General features: G+C 60.7%; 17 protein-coding genes and 1 pseudogene. 12 read left to right on the top strand and 6 right to left on the bottom strand.

Features of this window, described 5'->3' with window-relative positions; genetic code table 11:
• Positions 1 to 7: 7 nt before the first annotated feature.
• On the bottom strand, positions 8 to 2266 hold the full coding sequence (locus NAV33_RS19005) for an ATP-binding protein (protein ID WP_255982937.1): 2259 nt from the start codon (positions 2264 to 2266) through the stop codon (positions 8 to 10).
• 203 nt (positions 2267 to 2469) lie between these two features.
• Here NAV33_RS19005 and NAV33_RS19000 point away from each other — a divergent pair, with 203 nt between their 5' ends.
• Positions 2470 to 2877, top strand: coding sequence for an SMI1/KNR4 family protein (locus NAV33_RS19000; protein ID WP_255982935.1), 408 nt, complete (start codon positions 2470 to 2472; stop codon positions 2875 to 2877).
• Positions 2878 to 2965: 88 nt separating this feature from the next.
• A complete protein-coding gene (locus NAV33_RS18995; protein WP_255982933.1) occupies positions 2966 to 3340 on the top strand; it encodes a DUF3301 domain-containing protein in 375 nt (124 codons plus the stop codon).
• A 9-nt stretch (positions 3341 to 3349) separates the two neighbouring features.
• On the opposite strand, the gene NAV33_RS18990 is transcribed toward NAV33_RS18995, so the two are convergent.
• Positions 3350 to 4309 carry a CobW family GTP-binding protein gene (locus NAV33_RS18990; RefSeq protein ID WP_255982931.1) on the bottom strand — a complete coding sequence of 320 codons (960 nt, stop codon included), beginning with the start codon at positions 4307 to 4309 and terminating at the stop codon, positions 3350 to 3352.
• Positions 4310 to 4400: 91 nt separating this feature from the next.
• Between NAV33_RS18990 and NAV33_RS18985 the strand changes: the two genes are divergently transcribed.
• Positions 4401 to 4754 carry an NADH:ubiquinone oxidoreductase gene (locus NAV33_RS18985; protein ID WP_255982929.1) on the top strand — a complete coding sequence of 118 codons (354 nt, stop codon included), beginning with the start codon at positions 4401 to 4403 and terminating at the stop codon, positions 4752 to 4754.
• A gap of 54 nt (positions 4755 to 4808) precedes the next feature.
• On the opposite strand, the gene NAV33_RS18980 is transcribed toward NAV33_RS18985, so the two are convergent.
• Positions 4809 to 5333 (bottom strand): DUF3617 domain-containing protein, encoded by a 525-nt coding sequence (locus NAV33_RS18980; protein ID WP_255982927.1) that lies wholly within the window; start codon positions 5331 to 5333, stop codon positions 4809 to 4811.
• A gap of 153 nt (positions 5334 to 5486) precedes the next feature.
• Here NAV33_RS18980 and NAV33_RS18975 point away from each other — a divergent pair, with 153 nt between their 5' ends.
• The 4 genes from NAV33_RS18975 (at position 5487) to NAV33_RS18960 (ending at position 10834) form a co-directional block, all read left to right on the top strand.
• Positions 5487 to 6005, top strand: coding sequence for a sigma-70 family RNA polymerase sigma factor (locus NAV33_RS18975; protein ID WP_255982925.1), 519 nt, complete (start codon positions 5487 to 5489; stop codon positions 6003 to 6005).
• Positions 6002 to 6961, top strand: coding sequence for a FecR domain-containing protein (locus NAV33_RS18970; protein WP_255982923.1), 960 nt, complete (start codon positions 6002 to 6004; stop codon positions 6959 to 6961). Before NAV33_RS18975 ends, NAV33_RS18970 begins: the two co-directional genes overlap by 4 nt.
• Before the next feature lie 102 nt (positions 6962 to 7063).
• Positions 7064 to 9580, top strand: a complete 2517-nt coding sequence (locus NAV33_RS18965) for a TonB-dependent siderophore receptor (RefSeq protein ID WP_255982921.1) — start codon at positions 7064 to 7066, stop codon at positions 9578 to 9580.
• A gap of 69 nt (positions 9581 to 9649) precedes the next feature.
• Positions 9650 to 10834, top strand: a complete 1185-nt coding sequence (locus NAV33_RS18960) for a PepSY-associated TM helix domain-containing protein (protein ID WP_255982919.1) — start codon at positions 9650 to 9652, stop codon at positions 10832 to 10834.
• A 46-nt stretch (positions 10835 to 10880) separates the two neighbouring features.
• Here the strand turns inward: NAV33_RS18960 and NAV33_RS18955 are convergent, their stop codons facing one another.
• The 3 genes from NAV33_RS18955 to NAV33_RS18945 form a co-directional block, all read right to left on the bottom strand.
• Entirely contained in the window at positions 10881 to 11282 is a 402-nt protein-coding gene (locus NAV33_RS18955) for a DUF1850 domain-containing protein (protein ID WP_255982917.1), read from the bottom strand.
• A complete protein-coding gene (locus tag NAV33_RS18950) occupies positions 11279 to 13315 on the bottom strand; it encodes a TRAP transporter permease (protein ID WP_255982915.1) in 2037 nt (678 codons plus the stop codon). The genes NAV33_RS18955 and NAV33_RS18950 overlap by 4 nt, the downstream gene beginning before the upstream one ends.
• A 172-nt stretch (positions 13316 to 13487) precedes the next feature.
• Positions 13488 to 14441: a TAXI family TRAP transporter solute-binding subunit gene (locus tag NAV33_RS18945; protein WP_255982913.1), complete on the bottom strand. Its 954-nt coding sequence runs from the start codon at positions 14439 to 14441 to the stop codon at positions 13488 to 13490.
• Positions 14442 to 14839: 398 nt separating this feature from the next.
• Between NAV33_RS18945 and NAV33_RS18940 the strand changes: the two are divergent.
• The 5 genes and pseudogenes from NAV33_RS18940 (at position 14840) to NAV33_RS18920 (ending at position 18886) form a co-directional block, all read left to right on the top strand.
• Positions 14840 to 15268: pseudogene (locus tag NAV33_RS18940) on the top strand (DNA methylase).
• 228 nt (positions 15269 to 15496) lie between these two features.
• Positions 15497 to 15739, top strand: a complete 243-nt coding sequence (locus NAV33_RS18935) for a hypothetical protein (protein ID WP_255982911.1) — start codon at positions 15497 to 15499, stop codon at positions 15737 to 15739.
• Between the two features lie 42 nt (positions 15740 to 15781).
• Complete coding sequence (locus NAV33_RS18930; RefSeq protein WP_255982909.1) at positions 15782 to 16219, top strand: YqaA family protein; 438 nt, start codon at positions 15782 to 15784, stop codon at positions 16217 to 16219.
• Between the two features lie 115 nt (positions 16220 to 16334).
• On the top strand, positions 16335 to 18011 hold the full coding sequence (gene mdcA / locus NAV33_RS18925; RefSeq protein WP_255982907.1) for a malonate decarboxylase subunit alpha: 1677 nt from the start codon (positions 16335 to 16337) through the stop codon (positions 18009 to 18011).
• On the top strand, positions 18011 to 18886 hold the full coding sequence (locus tag NAV33_RS18920; RefSeq protein ID WP_255982906.1) for a triphosphoribosyl-dephospho-CoA synthase: 876 nt from the start codon (positions 18011 to 18013) through the stop codon (positions 18884 to 18886). The genes mdcA and NAV33_RS18920 overlap by 1 nt, the downstream gene beginning before the upstream one ends.
• Positions 18887 to 18888 lie beyond the last annotated feature (2 nt).

Genomic DNA, 18888 nt, shown 5'->3' with positions numbered 1-18888 from the left:
TCCCGTACTAAATGGATGACGCATAGGTGAGTCTGGGCAGCGAAAAGAAGAACGTCGCGCCCTGGTTGACTTCACCGTTTGCCCAAACTTGCCCATCATGGCGCTCGACGATACGTCGTACGCTGGCCAGGCCGATTCCGGTGCCTTCGAACTCTTCCATTCGATGCAGGCGCTGAAATACACCGAATAGCTTGTTGGCGTACTGCATATTAAAGCCCACGCCATTATCGCGGACGTAGACGATGGTTTCCTCGGCGCGTTGCTCGGCCCCAATCTCGATCGTTGCATGCTCGCGTGTGCGGCTGTATTTGATGGCGTTCGAGATCAGGTTGCGCAGAGCCATATGAATAAAAGCGGCATCGGCCACGACCACAGGCATTGCCCGAACCTGCCATTCTATCTGCCGGTCTTCGCAGTCCGGCGCCAGTTCCTGACGAATGGATTCGACCAGCGCATGGAGATTAACGTCTGACAGACGCAGTGCCGCGCGGCCCATCTGGGAAAAGCTCAGCAAGTTGTCCACCAGCGTGCCCGCGAAACGGGCCGCATCGCTGATGTTGTCGAGAAAACGCAACCCGCGGTCGCTCAGCTTGCTGCCTTCCAGTTCACCCAACAACTCCGCATATCCTGCGATGTGCCGCAGCGGTGCACGCAAGTCATGCGAGACGCTGTAGGAAAACGATTCCAGCTCCTTGTTGCTTTCACGCAGCTCGCCGGCGAGCTGGGCCATTTCCTCAGCTTTGCGCAGAACGATGCCGAGCACGGCGGTGCGTAGCTCGAGCGCACCTTCCATCTCCACTTGCTGCCAGGGTCGGGCATAGCCCCTAACCGTCTCGCGCCAGCTTTCGAAACTGTCGCGAGGGGTGAGCCCGCCATGATCGTCGCGTTGTTTGTCTGCCTGACCGGCCCAGTTCACCGTCTTGATCTGCTCACGGCGGAACCAGAGCAGGTAGTGCGGATGTAGACGCGAAATCGAAATCGCCAGCAACCCTGCGCCGTGTTCGGCCAGTTCAGGCACGGCCGGGATATCGCGCATCACGCAGTCAGTACTGAACACCAAGCGCTCTTGCTGCTGTGACAGCCACAGGGTCAGGCGGGTCAGGAGTTCGGGGGGTGGAGTTTCACCGATGGTTTCGTGATGTTCGCCGGAGATGATCGCGGCGCCGCTAGCACTGGCGAAACCGAGCACCACGGTCGGCAAGCTCTTGAATCCTTCGATGACGCTGTCCCTGTCGGCCATGGCAGAAAGCATCTCGACGATCTGCCGACGCAGTTCCAGCTTGCGCTGAGCCAATGCGGCCGCCTCTTTGGCTTCGATCTGCAGCGACAGGATGCGCCCCAACAGCTCGCATGCCGTACGGGTCTGGTAGCCCACCGCGCGCGGCGAGGCGTCGTGGCAGGAAATCATGCCCCACAGCTCGCCCTGAATGACGATCGAAATGGACATCGATGCGAGCGTGCCCATGTTGCGCATGTATTGCAGGTGCACCGGCGACACGCTACGGAGCGAGGCGAAACTCAGGTCCAGCGGTTTACCGGTGTCCGGATTGATCGGCGGGAGCAGAGGGCACGGCTTGTAATTGGCATCCTGTATCACGCGGATCAGGTTGTTGCGATAGAGCTGACGCGCCTGCGGCGGAATATCCGAGGCTGGAAAATGCAGCCCAAGATAGCGTGGATACCCGTCATCGGCCTCTTCGGCCAGTACCAGGCCGTTGCCCTGCGCATCGAAACGATAAGCCTTGACCCGCCCGAAACCGGTGATGCGCTTGACCTCGCGTACGGCCAGTTGGCAGATCAATTCTAGATCCTGTGCTTCCTGCAATTGCACGACAAAGGTCCGCATCAGCGGATACAGCGTGTCGTAGGCTTTTCCGGAACTGCCGGCACGCTCGAACTCGACGATAAGCTGACCGTCATAGCGGTGCGCCATCAAGGCGAATGACGGCTGGTCGACACGCTCCGGCAGGCTGAAGCTGATATCGCTGAGGTGGAACGGATTGTGGTCGTCCTCAGCCAGCGCAGCCAGGCGTTCGGCGAAACCGCATTCTCCGATCAGTTCGGTGAGCGGGCGTCCGAGCAGTGCCTGCGCGTCCACGCCGAGCCAGTGCAAGACGTTTTCGCTGGCTTGGACGATGATCAGCTGAGGCTCTTTGAGCACCAGCAGAAACCCATGAGGCTGAATGCTTCCGGGAATGTGGATGGGTTCTTCACCACATAGGGCGACGGCCCGTGCAAGGCTGTCGCGTTCGTTGGAGGATGCCACGATATCTCCTGGTCGAGCCCAATCGGGCTGAACGCCGAGCGAACACTCATGCGGTTATCAGGGTGGCTGCATCGTTGCGCTTGCGCGCGGCGGGATGCGGCTTTCCTGAGCGATCACGCACTTTAGCGCGACTGGTACTGGCTAGCCAATGCGCGGGCTTGTATAAACGGCGCATTCCTGGCGACTGTAGAAGGAGGACTGTCATGGAAGAGGTTATCGAGCAGCTGCGTGAACTCAATGAGCCGGTGCCGGTGCCGTTGGAACTGCCGGACGATGACCGTCTGGTCGAAGTCGAAGAAGAATTGCTGATCAACTTGCCGTACGGCTTGCGCGAATTCCTGCTACTGGTCAGCGATGTGGTGTACGGCCGGCTCGAGCCGGTCACTGCCGTCGATCCGCAATCGCATACCTATCTGCCGGAAGTAGCGGCGAACGCCTGGGATGCCGGCGTATCGCGCGATCTGCTACCGATCTGCCAGGATGGCCCCGACTATTATGTGGTGGATCTGGAGGGTGAGGTCATGTTGTTCGATGGCGACGAGCATGAGCTCACCGATGAGAGCTGGGAGTCGGTTTGGCACTGGGTCCGTGACGTCTGGTTGGAAAGTTGAGCGGCTTGGCTACGGTCGTTAAAGCGCCGTTGTTCGACGCATGGAGCGCGTATGCATCCGCCGGTCAGCGGTTTGGGTTGCTCAATCTATGGTGACGCTTGGCAACCTGTTCATCTTTCTCCTGCTGGCCACCGCTTGCGCGTGGCTCTGGCATTCCCATGGAATACGCGAGCGCGCGCTGGCGGCGGTGCGACAGCATTGCAAAAAAATGGACGTCGAGTTGCTCGATGGCAACGTCGCGTTTCGTCGGCTAGGGTTGATCCGCGATGCGCGCGGCCAGCGCCGCTTCGCGCGGGTGTATGGTTTCGAGTTCACGGTGACGGGCGAACAGCGCCACCAAGGCAGCATCGTCATGTTCGGTGCACGCCCCGGGCCGATCGAGATGGATGCACACCCGTTTCATGCGCGGCCGGATTCGGGCCAGGTGATCCAGATGGACGACTGGCGGAGACGCGGCGAATGAGTCGTTGCGCTACAGCCGACAGGCACCCATCGCCGTTTTTAGAAGCTGTTCATCCTGCGGCTCGCTGAAGATCAGTTCGAGCCGCGAATCCTTTCGCCATTCACTGGCCACGAAGACGATCGGCTCCCCAGCCAGCGCATTGGCCGAGCGCCATCCCTCAGGGCCGTGTACTACCAACTTGGCACGTCGCCAGCCCAACCCGCCGAGCCACTGCGCGACGCGCTGCAGATCAAAACGCTGACTCGGATGCCAACGCCAGCCAATGCTCCAGCCCTCATCGCTTCCCTGGCTCTGGCAGAAAGCTTGTTGCGGATCCAGCCAGACATCGCCCAGAACCACAGCGGAGTCGGGTGATGGCGCTAAAGCGCGAGGACCGGCTCGCTGATCGATTCCCGGCAGTTCGGCGATCGGCAGGTGGCTCTGGTGCGTCCAGCGCAATGGCAATGACGGCAACCGCTCGATGATGCGGTGGCGATCCGCTTGATTCAGCGTTTCGCTTTTGTTCAGTAATAACAACCCACAACGAGGCAGCGCTTGTTGCTGGCTCGGCGGCAATGTTTCGTCACGCGCTAGCGCTGGTGCGTCGAGTACCGCGACGCAAGGCTGTAACGCGAGTACCTCTTGCCACGGCGGCGCGCCGAGTTGTGCAAACAGTTCGGTCGGGTGACCAAGACCTGAAGGCTCGATCAATAGCCGATGTGGTTTGGCCTTGCGTAGCAACCGAGTTAGGCCGACCTGAAACGGCACGCCATTGACGCAGCACAGGCAGCCACCGGCGACTTCGGCGAGGCTAACGCCGTCTTTATCTGTACTGAGCAGTGCAGCATCGAGACCGATCTGGCCGAACTCATTGATCAGCACAGCCCAGCGCTCGTTGGCCGGCTTCTGCGCCAGTAATGAACGGATCAGGCTGGTCTTGCCGGCACCAAGCGGCCCGGTGATCAGGTGGGTAGGAATATGGGTCAACATGCCGCTATGGTGCGTAATCGGCAGATCGGATGAAAGCGATTTTCGGAGGCGCGTGCTAGAGTCGCGACGGTTCACCGGGAGGGCCAGATTGATGCGTTCTGTGTGTTTTTTATTGTTGTTGGGCTTTGCCGGGCAGGCACTGGCCGAGGGCTGTGTTGTTCACAGCCAGGACGATCGAATCGAGGTGAAGGTCTGCCAGCAGAACCGCACAATTCCTACCGAACTGTTTCGTTCCGGCTTCTGCCAGCCCGAACTCAAGAACCAGAAGGTGGAAGTGACATTTGTCGAGCAGTGCCCCGGCGGCGCCTTTGGCATTTGCCGCAATGCCCACGTATCGAACATGCCCTATCGGCAGGACATTCACTACTACGGCGTTGCCAGTGATGCACGCTTCCTCCAGCCCGCCTGCGAACAAAACAGCGCTGGCGATTGGGTGGCCGAATAGCGACCCCGCTTAGGCCGACATGCTGGGGGTTCCACGTGAAACCTCTACAAATCGTCACTCTTTCGATTTGAGCGTCCCACAATCCTCGCTCAGCCATTTGCCGTGTGATTGCATGCGACTGCTGCCTTGCTGATTGCCGACCCGGTAATCACTCTCGATGACGCTGGTCACTTCGCGCTCGCTGATCAGCCGTGTTTCGCCCTGTCCCGTGGCGTCCGGGCATTCGAAGCTGAACTTCCACAGGCTGTCGGTCTGCTCGGTGATTTCCTGAGTGCAACCGTGCTCGTCCTGAAACGGTAACTTGCGGGATTTCACCTGCGTCTCGCTCAGACACATCCGTATGCCGCCGGAACCCAGCTCGACGCCCTGTGCAGCAAGCATATCCTCCATCATCTTTCTCTGATCCCCAGACAGGCTCTTCATCTGTTCGACCATCTCCGCCACGCCCGGCATCTGCATGCCATCCACTTCGATGTCGTCGCTGGAAAATTCCCAAAGGCCGGGCAGCATCTCGACGGCCTGGGCTGGCGGTACGCTGAAGAGCAGTATGGCGGCAGTCAGCTGAGCGATGTATTTCATTTCGACCTCCGAAACCGGTTTCAGCTGAGCCTAGTCGAGGTATGAATAAACGACGATGTGCGCCGTAGAAATTCACGCATGCGCTGGGATGACCATAGCTTGCGATGTTGAGAAGCGTTAGCATTAGCGTCTCGACGGTGAAGGGCAACAACCATGGCGACCGAGGGTCTGGTGCGGCAACAACTGGTGCATCGGCTCTATGTCGATCATCAGGGCTGGTTGAACGGCTGGCTGCGCCGCCAGCTTGGCTGCAGCCAGAGGGCTGCCGACCTGGCGCAAGATACCTTTGTTCGCGTGCTGATGAAGGATCAGGGCCTGGAGACGATCCGCGAGCCACGCGCTTATCTCCATACCATCGCCAGGGGGCTGCTGATCAACCATTGGCGACGCCGGCAAATCGAACAGGCCTACCTGGACGCGATCGCGCTACAGCCAGAGGCCGTTATGCCTTCACCCGAATCTCAGGCGTTGGTCATCGAAACACTGTTGCAGGTCGATGCGATGCTGGCGCGGTTGCCACAGAAGGTACGCCGCGCGTTTCTGCTTTCGCAGCTCCATGGGATGACCTATGCGGCTATCGCCGTCGAGCTCCAAGTGTCTGAGCGGATGATCAAGAAGTACATGGCGCAGGCCATGTTGCACTGTCTGACACTGATCGAAGACGAAGCATGAGCCTCGATTACGCAGTGTTGCAGGCCGCGGCGCAGTGGTTCGCCGTGATGAAATCAGGCTCCGTCAGCGAAGCGGATCGTCAGGCGTGGCACGATTGGCTCGCCGTTCCCGAACATGCGCGGGCCTGGCAGCGGGTGGAACAGATCAGCGGGCGTTTCGAACCATTGGCCGGCGATCCCTTCAGTCCTGTGGCGTCTGCTCTATTGGAGCGCCGTCAGCCCAATCGACGCCAGGCGCTGAAAACACTTTCCGTTCTGTGTGGCGGTGGCGCTTTGGCGCTGGCTTGCGGCGCGATGCCTTGGCGTAGCTGGGCGGCGGATCAACGCACAGCGGTCGGTGAAGTACGTAACTGGCGCCTGGAGGATGGCACGCAGCTGTGGCTGAACACCGACAGCGCGATAGACATCGCCTTTGACGATCAAACCCGAAGTCTGTCGCTGTACCGTGGCGAATTGCTGATCCAAGTGCCTGCCGAGCGACGGCCTCTGGTGTTGCGCACTGCCGAAGGTCGTCTACAGACGCGTGATGCGGCTAGATTTTCGGTGCTTCAACGTGACGGCAGTACACAGCTCAGCGTGTTCGACGGTGTGGTTGATATTCAGCCAGCCGGGCAGGGCGGTTCGCGAACGGCTATGCGCGGTCAGCAAGTTGTGTTCAGCAGCCTCCATATCGAACCCGATCGTCCCGTTCAGGCTGGCCGCCAGGCGTGGGCCAGCGGCGTTCTGCTGGCCGATAACCTGCGCTTGGATGAGTTCGTCGCTGAACTGGCACGCTATCGGCAGGGCTTTCTCGGTTGCGATCCGCGTGTGGCGGGCCTGCGCGTCGTGGGTGCTTATCCGTTGGCGGATACCGAGCGGGTACTGGAGGTGGTGGCGAGCACGCTGGCGTTGCGTATCAATAGGCGGTTGCCTTGGTGGGTGAGTCTGGAGCCGCTGCAACACGGCACAGGCGCTTGATTAACACGAATGTAAAAAATTCTTATCTGCAGTTCCCCTTTTGCGGCCTCGCTGGGCATAACGGCAACGATCACGATTTTGCCTTCGCAAAAAGGATGACCCATGCGTTCTGTTGCTCTGCCGCTTCGCCGTTCCTGCACGCTTACTCAGGCCGTTCGCGCCGCCATGCTCTGCTTGCCGCTGGCAGCGCTCGCCACTTCGCCTATGGCCTTGGCGCAATCAGCCAGCCAACAGGCAGTGCGCGGTTACGATATTCCCGCGGGTCCACTGTCCAGTGCGCTTAGCCGCTTTGCGGGCGAGGCGAGGGTTATGTTGTCCGTTGACGGCAGTCTGCTCAAGGGGCGCCAATCGAGCGGCCTGCAAGGTCAATACGGGATTGAGGACGGCTTCGCAGCACTGTTGCAGGGCAGCGGATTGCAGGCGGTGCGCGATGAGCAAGGCACTTACTCGCTGGCGCCGCGTCGTGAGCAGGCTGATGCGCTCGAACTGAAGCCGATGGTGGTCGAGGGCTTCGCTCTGGGTAACGCGCTGGGTGAGATGCAGGGGTACAGTGCGACCCACAGCAGCGTGGCGACCAAGACCAGTATGCCGTTGGTGCGGACGTCACAAAGCGTCTCGGTCGTCACGCGTCAGCAGATAGACGATCAGGGATCGCAGACGGTTTCCGAAGCAATTCGCTACGTGCCCGGCGTGGTGACCAACCCCTACGGCGCAACAAAACGCTACGACTACGTCGCGATGCGTGGCTTCAATGACGGCTCGGTGGACAACATCATCGTCGACGGCCTTAAGTCGATGAGCGATGCGGGTACCTACAGCAGCCTGCAGGTCGACCCTTACTTCGTCGAGCGCATCGATGTGCTCAAGGGGCCGTCCTCGGTGCTTTATGGGCGAAGCAATCCCGGGGGTCTCGTCGCAGTGACCACCAAGCGGCCACAATTCGAAACGCGACGCTCGGTGGAATTCGGCGTGGGTAGTAACGACTACAAGAGCTTGGGCTTCGATTTCACCGGACCGCTGACTGACAACATCGCTTACCGTCTTGTGGGCCTCGCCAAGGACAGCGATAGCCAGTTCGATCATGTCGAAGAAACCCGCTACACCCTCATGCCAAGCGTGGCGATCAATTTCAGCGAGGACACCTCGTTGAATCTGTACGCCTATCTGCAGAGCGATCCGCAAAGCGGCTATCACGGAGGATTGCCGGCTTCCGGTACGTTGTATCCGCATACCAACGGGCAGCGAATCTCCGACAACTTCTTTGAAGGTGAGCCGGGTTTGGACACAGCCAAGCGCGAACAGCAGATGTTCGGCTATGAATTCCAGCATCGTCTGAACGATGTCTGGAGTGTGCGGCAGAATTTCCGTTACCTGGACTCGGAGCACACTCAGGAACAGGTGTATGCCTGGGGCTATGACATCTACACCCCCAACCCCAACGAGCTCTATCGTCAGTACACCGGTGCTGAAGAGAGGCTGCATTCGTGGATCGTCGATAACATGGTTCAAGCTGAATTCATGACGGGCTCGGCCATGCATACGCTGGTCATGGGGCTCGATTACCAGCGCATCAAGAACGTAGTGGACTGGACCTATGGGCAACCGAGCAACATCGATCCATTCGATCCTACCTACGGCAACGACGAGATTGCCTATTTCGCACCTTATGACTTGTACAGCTACCTGCGCCGCAAAGAGCAGACCGGCGCTTACGTCCAGGATCTTATCGAGTTCGGTCGATGGAATGTCTCGCTGGGGCTGCGCAAGGACTGGTTCGAAGTGTCGGAAACCAACCGAGTGGATGAGTTCAGCTCGACAACTGGCCTGCTCAGTCGCGCCAGCGGAACCGAGAATTCGCTCGAAGACAGCAAGCTGACCGGCCGCGCAGGCGTGCTCTACCAATTCGATAACGGCATCGCGCCTTATATCAGCTACTCCGAATCGTTCAACCCGTCGACCTACAGCGACGCCGCCGGCAGCCTGATCGAGCCCTCGGAGGGGACGCAGTGGGAGCTGGGGCTGAAATATCAACCCAATGGCACCGATGATCTCTACACCGCTTCTCTGTTTCACATCACCCAGGAAAACGTCGCTACCAAGCTGGCCAATGAAGAGTTCTATCGGCAGGTGGGCGAAGTTGAATCACAAGGCCTCGAACTGGAAGGACGCGTACAGCTGACGGAAAGCCTTCGGTTGCTTGGCAGCTACACCTACACCGACGTGGAATACACCAAGAGTTACTTCAACAGGGCAGCTGACAATGTGGTGCGCGATGTGAGGGGCAACACCCCAGCGCAATCACCCAAGCATATGGCCAGCCTATGGGCGGACTACCGCTTCCTCAAGGGCCGTCTCGCCGGACTAGGCGCGGGGCTCGGCGTGCGCTACATGGGCAAGAGCTGGGCCGACGCGGAAAATACCGTGCACGTACCGTCGTACACGCTGTATGACGCATCGCTTAGCTATGACCTGTCGAAGGTTGGCCTGAAGGGAACCGAGGTTCGCCTGAACGCAAACAACCTGACCAACGAAAGCTATGTCGCATCCTGCGGGAGCCTCAATTATTGCTACTACGGAGCCGAACGAAACGTGACCGCCACCATCAGCCACGACTTCTGACAACGAGCGCTGCGCCGCCGGTCCTGACGGGCCGGCGGCTTTGTGCTTTCTGCAATATGGAAACTGACGATGCGCGCGATCTTGGTTCTTCTGCACCGTTACATCGGCCTGGCAACGGCGCTGTTCCTGTTCCTAGCCGGTATTACGGGCAGCATTCTGGCCTTTCACCACGAGCTGGACGAATGGCTGAATCCACAGTTCTACCACACCACCAGCGAAGGACCGGTGCTGGCGCCGGGGACACTGGTCGATCGCGTCCAGCAGGCCAATCCGCGGATGCAGGTCTGGTACATGGAGTTTCCCGACGAGCCGGGTCACGCCGCGCTGATGGCGCTGGTGCCGCGCAACGATTCGGCAACCGGCAAGCCGTTCGATGAAAAGCCCGTCGTGCAGTATCTCGACGCAGTTACCGGCGAGGTCGTTGGCACGCGCTATTGGGGTGAGTGCTGCTTCTCCCGCGAAAACTTCGTGCCCTTCATGCTGGAATTCCACTACAACCTGTCGCTGCCCGGCAATTGGGGACTTTGGCTGATGGGCGTGATAGCGATCTTCTGGACCCTCGACTGCTTCGTCTCATTGCTGCTGACCTTTCCGCGTGGGCGACCGTTTTTCGGCAAATGGTGGACGGCCTGGAAGATCAAGCGGCAGCGACTCAACCATGATGTGCACCGTGCCGGCGGGCTCTGGTTGTGGTTATTGCTCACCCCGGTGGCGATCAGCAGCATCGCGATGAATTTGCCGGAGCAGGTGTTCAAACCGGTGGTTTCGCTATTTTCGCCGGTCGAACCGAGTGTCTACGAGGCACGCGGCAGGCTGCCGAAGGACCAGCTGGGCGTAACTCAGTACGACTTCCACCAAGCCTACGATTACGCCATGCAGCACGCCGCCGATCTGAATCTGAGCGAGCCCATCGGCGAGCTGTACTACAGCTTCGAATACAACTTCTATGGCGCCGGCTTCGGTGATCACGACAGCAACCAGGGCAATGCCTGGCTGTTCTTCCATGGCAGCGATGGGACGCAATTGCTGGGGCAGGAAATACCGGGTCAGGGCACGTTGGGTGAGCAGTTCCACATGCTGCAGCCGGCGATCCATGGCGGCCGGATTCTCGGTATGCCGGGGCGGATCCTGATCGCCATTCTTGGCGTGGCGATTGCCGTGCTGTCAGTGACGGGTGTGGTGATCTGGTGGCGCAAGTCGCGGGCACGGCGGAGCGCGGCCGTCAGGCGAGACGTGCTGTTGGAAGCGAATTGATTAGAAGCGCAGGGGAGAGTGAGGCGGCCGGAAAACCGGCCGCTGTTCACCGTGAACCGGCCACTTGCGTGGCGCAGCTCCAGAGTTCCAGCGAGGGCTGGTCCGCTTTTGGCGGACCGAGCCATTCGCTCATCGCGTGGCAACGCTGGTCGAAACACAGTTGATAATCCCCTGCTTCGGGGGTTCGCCCCACAAGCAGCGGTTGCAACGGCGGGACCTGACGCTGGTAGTGCCAGGTGCCGTCACGCAGTTCGGCGTCATCCGGGATTTCCATCCCGGCGCCTGAACCCTTGACCCGCGCTTCGCCGAGTAGCAGCCCCTCCGGCGTCACGCGGTAATCCTCTTCCCAACGAATCTTCTCGATCGTGTGGGACCAGGCCAGGGTGAAGTCGGCTGTAGGCACTTGTGCCCACACCACCCCAGCCAATCCCAGGCAGAGCCCTATCATGCCGTTGCGACTTGCGCAGCGCGGCGGGCGCGCCAGAAGTGCTGAGCAAAGAACAGCGCCGCCAACGCAAAGCCAACCTCATCGCTCATTGGCGAGGCGAGGATCAGGCTTACCCCTGCCGCGAAGCCAAGCAGCCGCTCCCACCAGGTCAGCTTGCTTTGCAGGAAGCCGGTGAACACCGCTCCCCAGAGTCCAATCGCCAGGGCAGCCTTGAGCAGCATGTAGATCGTCGCCACCCAGCTGTCGCCTTGCATCATTAACGCTGGGTCGTATACCGCCATAAACGGCACGACGAAACCGGCAACGGCGATGCGTACCGCCCAAAAGCTGATCTTCAGCCCCGTCTCCTTGGCAATCGGCGAAGCGGCAAAGCAGGCCAGCGCCACTGGAGGCGTGAGGTCGGCCATGATGCCGAAGTAGAAGACGAACATGTGCGAAACGATTAGCGGCACACCAAGGTCCAGCAATGCTGGTGCGGCGATCGAGCTGGTGATGATGTAGTTGGGGATGGTCGGAATGCCCATGCCCAGCACAAGACAGGTCAGCATGGTCAGAAGCAGCGATAGGAATAGGTTGTTCTCGCCGACAGCCAGGATATAGCCGGCAAACGTCGAGGCCACGCCTGTTAGCGAAACCACACCGATGATCACGCCAACCAGGGCGCAGGCGATACCGACCGGTACGGCGTGACGGGCGCCTTCGACCAGCGCATGCAGACAGATCATCAGCGTGTCACGACCGCCCTTGATGAACCAGCACACGGCCACCAGCACGGCGATAACGCCGAAAATCACGCCTATCCCGAGCTGGAAGAATCCTGCGCAGAGCAGACCCAGCGCGATCCAAAATGCGATCCGTAACCCGAACGACGAGACCTTCAAGATGATTGCGGAGCCGAGAATCACGATGGCGGTCAGCGCCAGACCAATGGTCCCGGCGAACATGGGCGTACGCCCGGAGAATAACAACCAGACCAGCACAAGCAGCGGAATCAGCAGGTACCAGCGCTCTTTCACCGCCGCCCAGGCGCTTGGGCACTCGTCCTTCGGCAGACCCTTGAGACCGGCGCGCTTGGCTTCCAGGTGAACCATCCAGAACGTCGAGCCGAAGTAGAGCAGAGCGGGAATCAATGCGGCTTTGGCCACTTCGACGAAGGGCACGTTGATGGTTTCGGCCATGATGAAAGCCACGGCGCCCATTACTGGCGGCATGATCTGGCTGCCCATGCTCGACGTTGCCTCGACCCCACCGGCAAAAGCCGCTCGGTAACCAAAGCGTTTCATCAGCGGGATGGTGAACTGGCCGGTGGTGACAACGTTGGCGACGCCGGAGCCGGTGATGGTGCCCATCAACGCTGAAGACACCACCGAAACCTTGGCCGGGCCGCCGAGCTTGTGGCCGAACAGGCCCATGGCGAAGTCGGTGAACAGCTTGATCATGCCGGCTTGTTCGAGAAATGCACCGAACAGAATGAACAGAAATATATAAGTGGCCGACACATAGGTCGGTGTTCCGTATAGGCCCTCGGTGCCAAATGCCAGCTGATTGACCAGTTGGTCGAAGCCATAGCCGCGGTGCGCAAGGTCACCGGGCAGATATTCGCCCAACAGGCCATAAGCGAGGAACATTGCGCAGATGATTGGCAGCGCAATGCCCATTACTCGTCGCGCGGCCTCGAAGATCAGTGCGATTAGCGCTACACCGACGACAAAGTCGAAGGTGGTCAGGTCACCGGAGCGCTGAATCAGATCGGCTTCGAAATACCACTGATAGAACGCCGTTCCCATACCGGCCAGAGCGAGCACCCATGCCAGCGGCTGCCACGGGCGGCCTTTGCCGTTCGCCGGGAAGCTCAGATACACAAGCATCAGCAAAAAGCCGACGTGTCCCGCCCGTAGCACCTGGCTCGATACTGGGTGAAATGCCGCCATGATGATCTGATAGATGGAAAACAGCAGGGCGACATAGAACAGGGCCTTTGGCCAATCGGCAGGGTTACTTGCCAATCCTTGTTCTTGTTGTAGTTCGCTCATGGAATGCCTCGAGCTAGTGAATCGTGGTCGCGTAGAATCGCTAACAAAACCTGCCGTGAATACACGCTGGTTTTACTAGCGCCTCTGCAAATAAGGTCTGTTTAGGGGCCGATTGGCGAACGCGGGCAGCGCCGCCAATCGGATCGGGGCGGCACTGGCCGCCCCAAGGTAGTCAGAGCGCGCCGACTTCCTTGTAGTAACGCTCGGCACCCGGATGCAGCGGGATCGGCAGATTCTTGGCTGCGTTTTCCAGTTTGATGTCCTTGGCTGCCGAATGAGCATTGCTCAGCTTATCGAGGTTTTCGAACAGCAGCTTGGTCATCTGGTAGGCCACGTCGTCGGACACGCCTTCATGGGTAACCAGAATGTTGGTGATGGCAACTGTCGGCACGTCGGCTTCCTGGCCGTCATAAGTACCGGCAGGGATGTTGGCCGACTGGTAGGCCGGGTTGTTGATTTTGGCGACCACGTCTGCCGGTACTTCCACGTAGTTCAGCGGCATGGTCGAAGCCAGGTCACGGATCGCGGCCATGCCCAGGCCGGCGGACTGCAGGGTGGCATCGAGCTGGCGGTTCTTGATCAGCTCGACCGACTCGGCGAACGGAAGGTATTCCACCTTACCCATGTCTTCGTAGCTCAGGCCTGCGGCCTTGAGAATGGCGCGGGCGTTGAGCTCGGTGCCGGATTTCGGCGCGCCGACGGAAATCGATTTGCCTTTGAGATCTGCCAGGGTCTTGATCCCAGATTCCTGGCTGGCAACGATCTGGATGTAGTTCGGGTAGCTGCCGCCGATGGCGCGCAGTTTCTTCAGCGGCGCCTTGAAGCCTGCGTCTTCCACGCCGTTCCAGGCGTCAGCCACGGAGTCGCCGAGGGCGAAGCCCAGCTCGCCGCGACCGGCCTGCAGCAGATTGAGGTTTTCGACCGAAGCCTTGGTCGCCTGTACGGACGTCTTCGAGCCGTCAATGCCCTTGCTGTACAGCTGGGAGACGGCTACGCCGATCGGGTAGTACACACCGCTGGTGCCGCCAGTGAGGATATTGATGAAGGTCGGCGCGGCCACCGCGGCGGTGCTGGCAGTGAAGGCCGCTGCGGCAGCGAGCAGGCTGAAGCGTTTGGTCAGTCTCATTGTGTAACTCCGTTTCGTTGTTATTGGTTTTCGCAACCCTAAACGATAGACGATCGGCTGCAGCTACAAGGCTACTAGCGGACAAGAAAGGCGGATACGGCAACGGGTTAGCTTTCGTAGTGAAAACGGGGCGCGCTGTGCGGCTTTCTTGTCGTGGTAATCGCATCGGGCGAAACAGAATAAAGCACGAGCCGTGCCATATGTCTGCAGGGCTCTGCCACGTTGAGTTAACGCGCCAGTTCGCTTGCCGTTGGCAATAAATCGCTCACCATGCACAAGTGGTAGGCGGAATTTTGCCGACGCTATGGCGAGCCGGTCGACTAGTTCGACGGAAAACCCCGAACCTGGCGCCATCACCGGCGTCGCATGAGGGAAGACTGCTTAAAGCGAGGTCGCCAATGGCAAGCGAAATCAGCGCAAAGGACCTGGGTATCGAAATCGAGAAGGGCGAAGGCGAGCTGTTCAAGTGGTTCATCGCCAGCTTCCTGTTCGGCAAGCGCATCTAGCAGGATATCGCCGCCGAGGCTTATCGGGTCATCGTCGACCAGCACAAGCGCGATACCCCTCGAAAAGTCTGCAATTGCAGCTGGCAGGAATTGGTGAACATGCTCGGCGAAGCACATTACGTGCGTTACGACGAGTCGACCGCCGAACGGCTGCTCAAGCTGTGCGCCAAGCTCAACAGCGACTACGGCGGCAAGCTCGGCAACATCCGTGAGCAGAGCAAGGACCGCAAGGAGCTGGAGAAACGCCTGGCCGAGTTCGAGGGTATCGGGCCGAAGACGGTGGAAATCTTCATGCGCGAGGCGGCGAAGGTCTGGTATTGAACAGTGCCTGCCGATGCTATTCGCGAGCAAGGACTCGGCGTCCCCCTCGCTCCTACAGGGGCGCGCGGGCGGCTGCTTTTTGTGGAAGCCGGGAGACACCGATTTCTTGCCGGCGAAGTTATGGGCGAGCCGCGGCTTGCTTGTGTAGGAGCCCAGCTTGCTGGCGAAGCTTTGCGCTTTGAACCGATCCGGCTACAGTGGCGCCAGCTCCCTGTCGAAGTCCGTCCCATGCGCGCCGTATTGCTTGCGTTCAGCCTGTTTTTGCCGCTATTGGCCTCTGCCGGCCCCGCGCCTTATTACCAGTGGCAGAGCAAGGCGGACGGCACCGTCATTTGCCGACAAACGCCGCCCGGTCATGGCTGGGAACTGCTCAATGGCCAGCCCTTTCGCGACCTCAACTGCACGCAGCCCGCTACGCGTGTCGATCGTCCCAGCGAGATGCCGGGCTTCCGCGCGCAATCGGGGCGCTGAGCCCAGGCTTTCGAGCCACGGCTCTGCTGGTTTGTAGCGTTTATGCTCGAGTTGTCTGGTTACTTCGGCCTGTTTCTCGCGGCTTTTGCTGCTGCCACGTTGTTGCCGGCACAGTCCGAGGCGGTGCTGGTCGGGTTACTGCTGAGCGAGTCGTTCTCGCCGTGGATGCTGCTGGGCGTGGCCACGTTCGGCAATGTCCTGGGTTCGCTGGCGAACTGGCTGATCGGCCGCTATATCGAACGACTGCGCGGCAAGCGCTGGTTTCCGGTGAGCGAAAAACAACTCGACAAGGCCCAGCGCGCCTATCACCGCTACGGCCGTTGGTCGCTGATGCTGAGCTGGGTGCCGATCATCGGCGACCCGCTGACCGTGGTCGCCGGCACCCTGCGCGAACCGCTCTGGAGTTTCCTGTTGCTCGTGACGCTGGCCAAGGGTGGCCGTTATCTCCTGCTAGCTGGCGTCACGCTCGGCTGGTTCTGAAGGGCCTGAAAGTATCGTTAACTTCAGCGTAACGAAACGGCCCGCTGCTTGATTGATGACCTTCGTGGTCATGTCTCACTGTGCGCTCCACAAAGCGGAAACCTGTGGAGTCAGCATGACAACAACAATATCCCCACCGCCGCAGTGGTCGCGTCGTCGCGCTGAAAAAGCCCGACGGATCGACCAGGTGCGCAACCTCGCCGACGGCGTGGTGTTGCCGAGCGACAAGATCGTCGCGGCGCTCGAAGCGTTGATCGCGCCGGGTGATCGGGTGGTGCTCGAAGGTAATAACCAGAAGCAGGCGGACTTCCTCTCGCGCTCGCTGGCCCAGGTCGATCCCGACAAGCTGCATGACCTGCACATGATCATGCCCAGCGTCAGCCGCGCCGAGCATCTGGATCTGTTCGAACGGCAGATCGCGCGCAAGCTCGACTTCTCCTTCGCCGGCCCGCAAAGCCTGCGCATCAGTCAGTTGCTCGAAGACGGGCTGCTGGAAGTCGGCGCCATCCACACCTACATCGAACTCTACTCGCGCCTGCTGGTGGACCTGATCCCCAACGTCGCGCTGGTGGCCGGCTTCACTGCCGACCGCGAGGGCAACATCTACACCGGCCCCAGCACCGAAGACACCCCGGCGCTGGTCGAGCCCACCGCCTTCTCCGACGGTATCGTCATCGTCCAGGTCAATCAGATCGTCGATGATCCGCGCGACCTGCCGCGCGTCGACATCCCGGCCAGCTGGGTCGATTTCGTCGTGGTGGCCGATAAGCCGTTCTATATCGAGCCGCTGTTCACCCGCGACCCGCGTCATATCAAGCCGGTGCATGTGCTGATGGCGATGATGGCGATCCGCGGCATCTACGAGAAACACAACGTCCAGTCTCTCAACCACGGCATCGGCTTCAACACCGCCGCCATTGAGCTGATCCTGCCGACCTACGGTGAATTCCTGGGCCTCAAAGGCAAGATCTGCCGCAACTGGACGCTCAACCCGCACCCGACACTGATCCCGGCAATCGAAACCGGCTGGGTCGAGAGCGTGCATTGCTTCGGCACCGAGCTGGGTATGGAAAACTACATCGCCCAGCGCCCAGACGTGTTCTTCACCGGCCGCGACGGCTCGATGCGCTCCAACCGCATGATGTGCCAGCTCGCCGGCCAGTACGCAGTGGACCTGTTCATCGGCGCTACTTTGCAGGTCGATGGCGACGGCCATTCTTCCACCGTTACCCGTGGGCGGCTGGCCGGTTTCGGCGGTGCGCCGAACATGGGCCACGACCCGCGCGGCCGGCGTCATCCGACCCCGGCCTGGCTGGATATGGCCATGCCCGGTGGCGAAGCCCCGGTAACCATGCTCGAGCGCGGCAAGAAGCTCGTCGTGCAGATGGTCGAGACTTTCCAGGAAGGCGGCAAACCCACCTTCGTCGAGCAGCTCGATGCGGTGGAGGTGGCAAAGAAGAGCGGCATGCCGCTGGCGCCGATCATGATCTACGGCGACGACGTTACCCACCTGCTCACTGAAGAAGGCATCGCCTACCTATATAAGGCGCGCTCGCTGGAAGAACGCCAGGCGATGATCGCCGCGGTGGCGGGCGTCACCAGCATCGGCCTGCGGCACAACCCGAAAGACACCGAGCGCATGCGCCGCGAAGGGCTGATCGCGCTGCCGGAAGACCTCAGCATCCGCCGCAACGACGCCAGCCGCGAACTGCTCGCGGCCAAGAGCATCGCCGAGCTGGTCGAGTGGTCCGGCGGCCTCTACAACCCGCCTGCGAAATTCAGGAGCTGGTGATGAGTGCTCTTATTGCAAGACAGCTGCAGCCCTCGCTGGCTGAACGCTTGGCGGACCTGGCGATGCAGGCGCTGATCGACGAAGCGGACCTCTCGCCGAAGCCGGGGCTGGTGGACCGTCGCGGTAATGGCGCGCATAACGATCTGCACCTGGGCCTGATGCACGCCTCGGCACATGCGCTGTGGCCAACCTTCAAGGCCATGGCCGAGGCAGCGCTGCTGTTGGGCGAAGCCGGTCAGCCGCTGTGCGAAGTCCTCGGCCAGCTGGGCCGCGACGGTGAAGCGGAGATGTTGCGCGTCACCGGCGGGGTGAACACCCATCGCGGCGCGATCTGGGCGCTGGGGCTGCTCAGCGCGGCGGCTGCGCTCGAAGCCGGTGCACCCGATGCTCGGCGTATTGCCGATACCGCGGCGGCACTGGCGCGGCTGAGCGATTCCGCCGCGCCGGGCAACCCCGACAGCCACGGCGCGCGGGTCTGCCGCCGCTACGGTGTGCTTGGCGCGCGCGAACAGGCGCAGCACGGCTTTCCCGCCGTTATCGAACACGGTCTGCCGCAGCTCAACGCCAGCCGTCGCGCTGGCGCTGGCGAGCAGAACGCTTGGCTCGATGCGCTACTGGCGATCATGAGCACGCTTTCCGACACCTGTGTGCTGCATCGTGCCGGGCTCGATGGCCTGAACCGTATGCAACAGGGCGCCCGCGCCGTGCTCGAAGCCGGCGGTTGCGCCAGCCTTTCCGGTCGCCGCCAGCTGCGTGAACTTGACCGCGACATGCTCGCCCTCAACGCCTCGCCAGGCGGCGCCGCCGACCTGCTCGCCGCCACCTTATTCCTCGACCGCCTGACGCCCCCACCGGCGCCGATTGGGAGCAATTGAAC

The sequence above is a fragment of the Stutzerimonas stutzeri genome, assembly GCF_024448715.1.
Taxonomy (GTDB): Bacteria; Pseudomonadota; Gammaproteobacteria; order Pseudomonadales; family Pseudomonadaceae; genus Stutzerimonas; species Stutzerimonas stutzeri_AR.
Note: the sequence above shows the minus strand (reverse complement) of the source record. Positions and strands in the feature narration are given on the sequence as shown.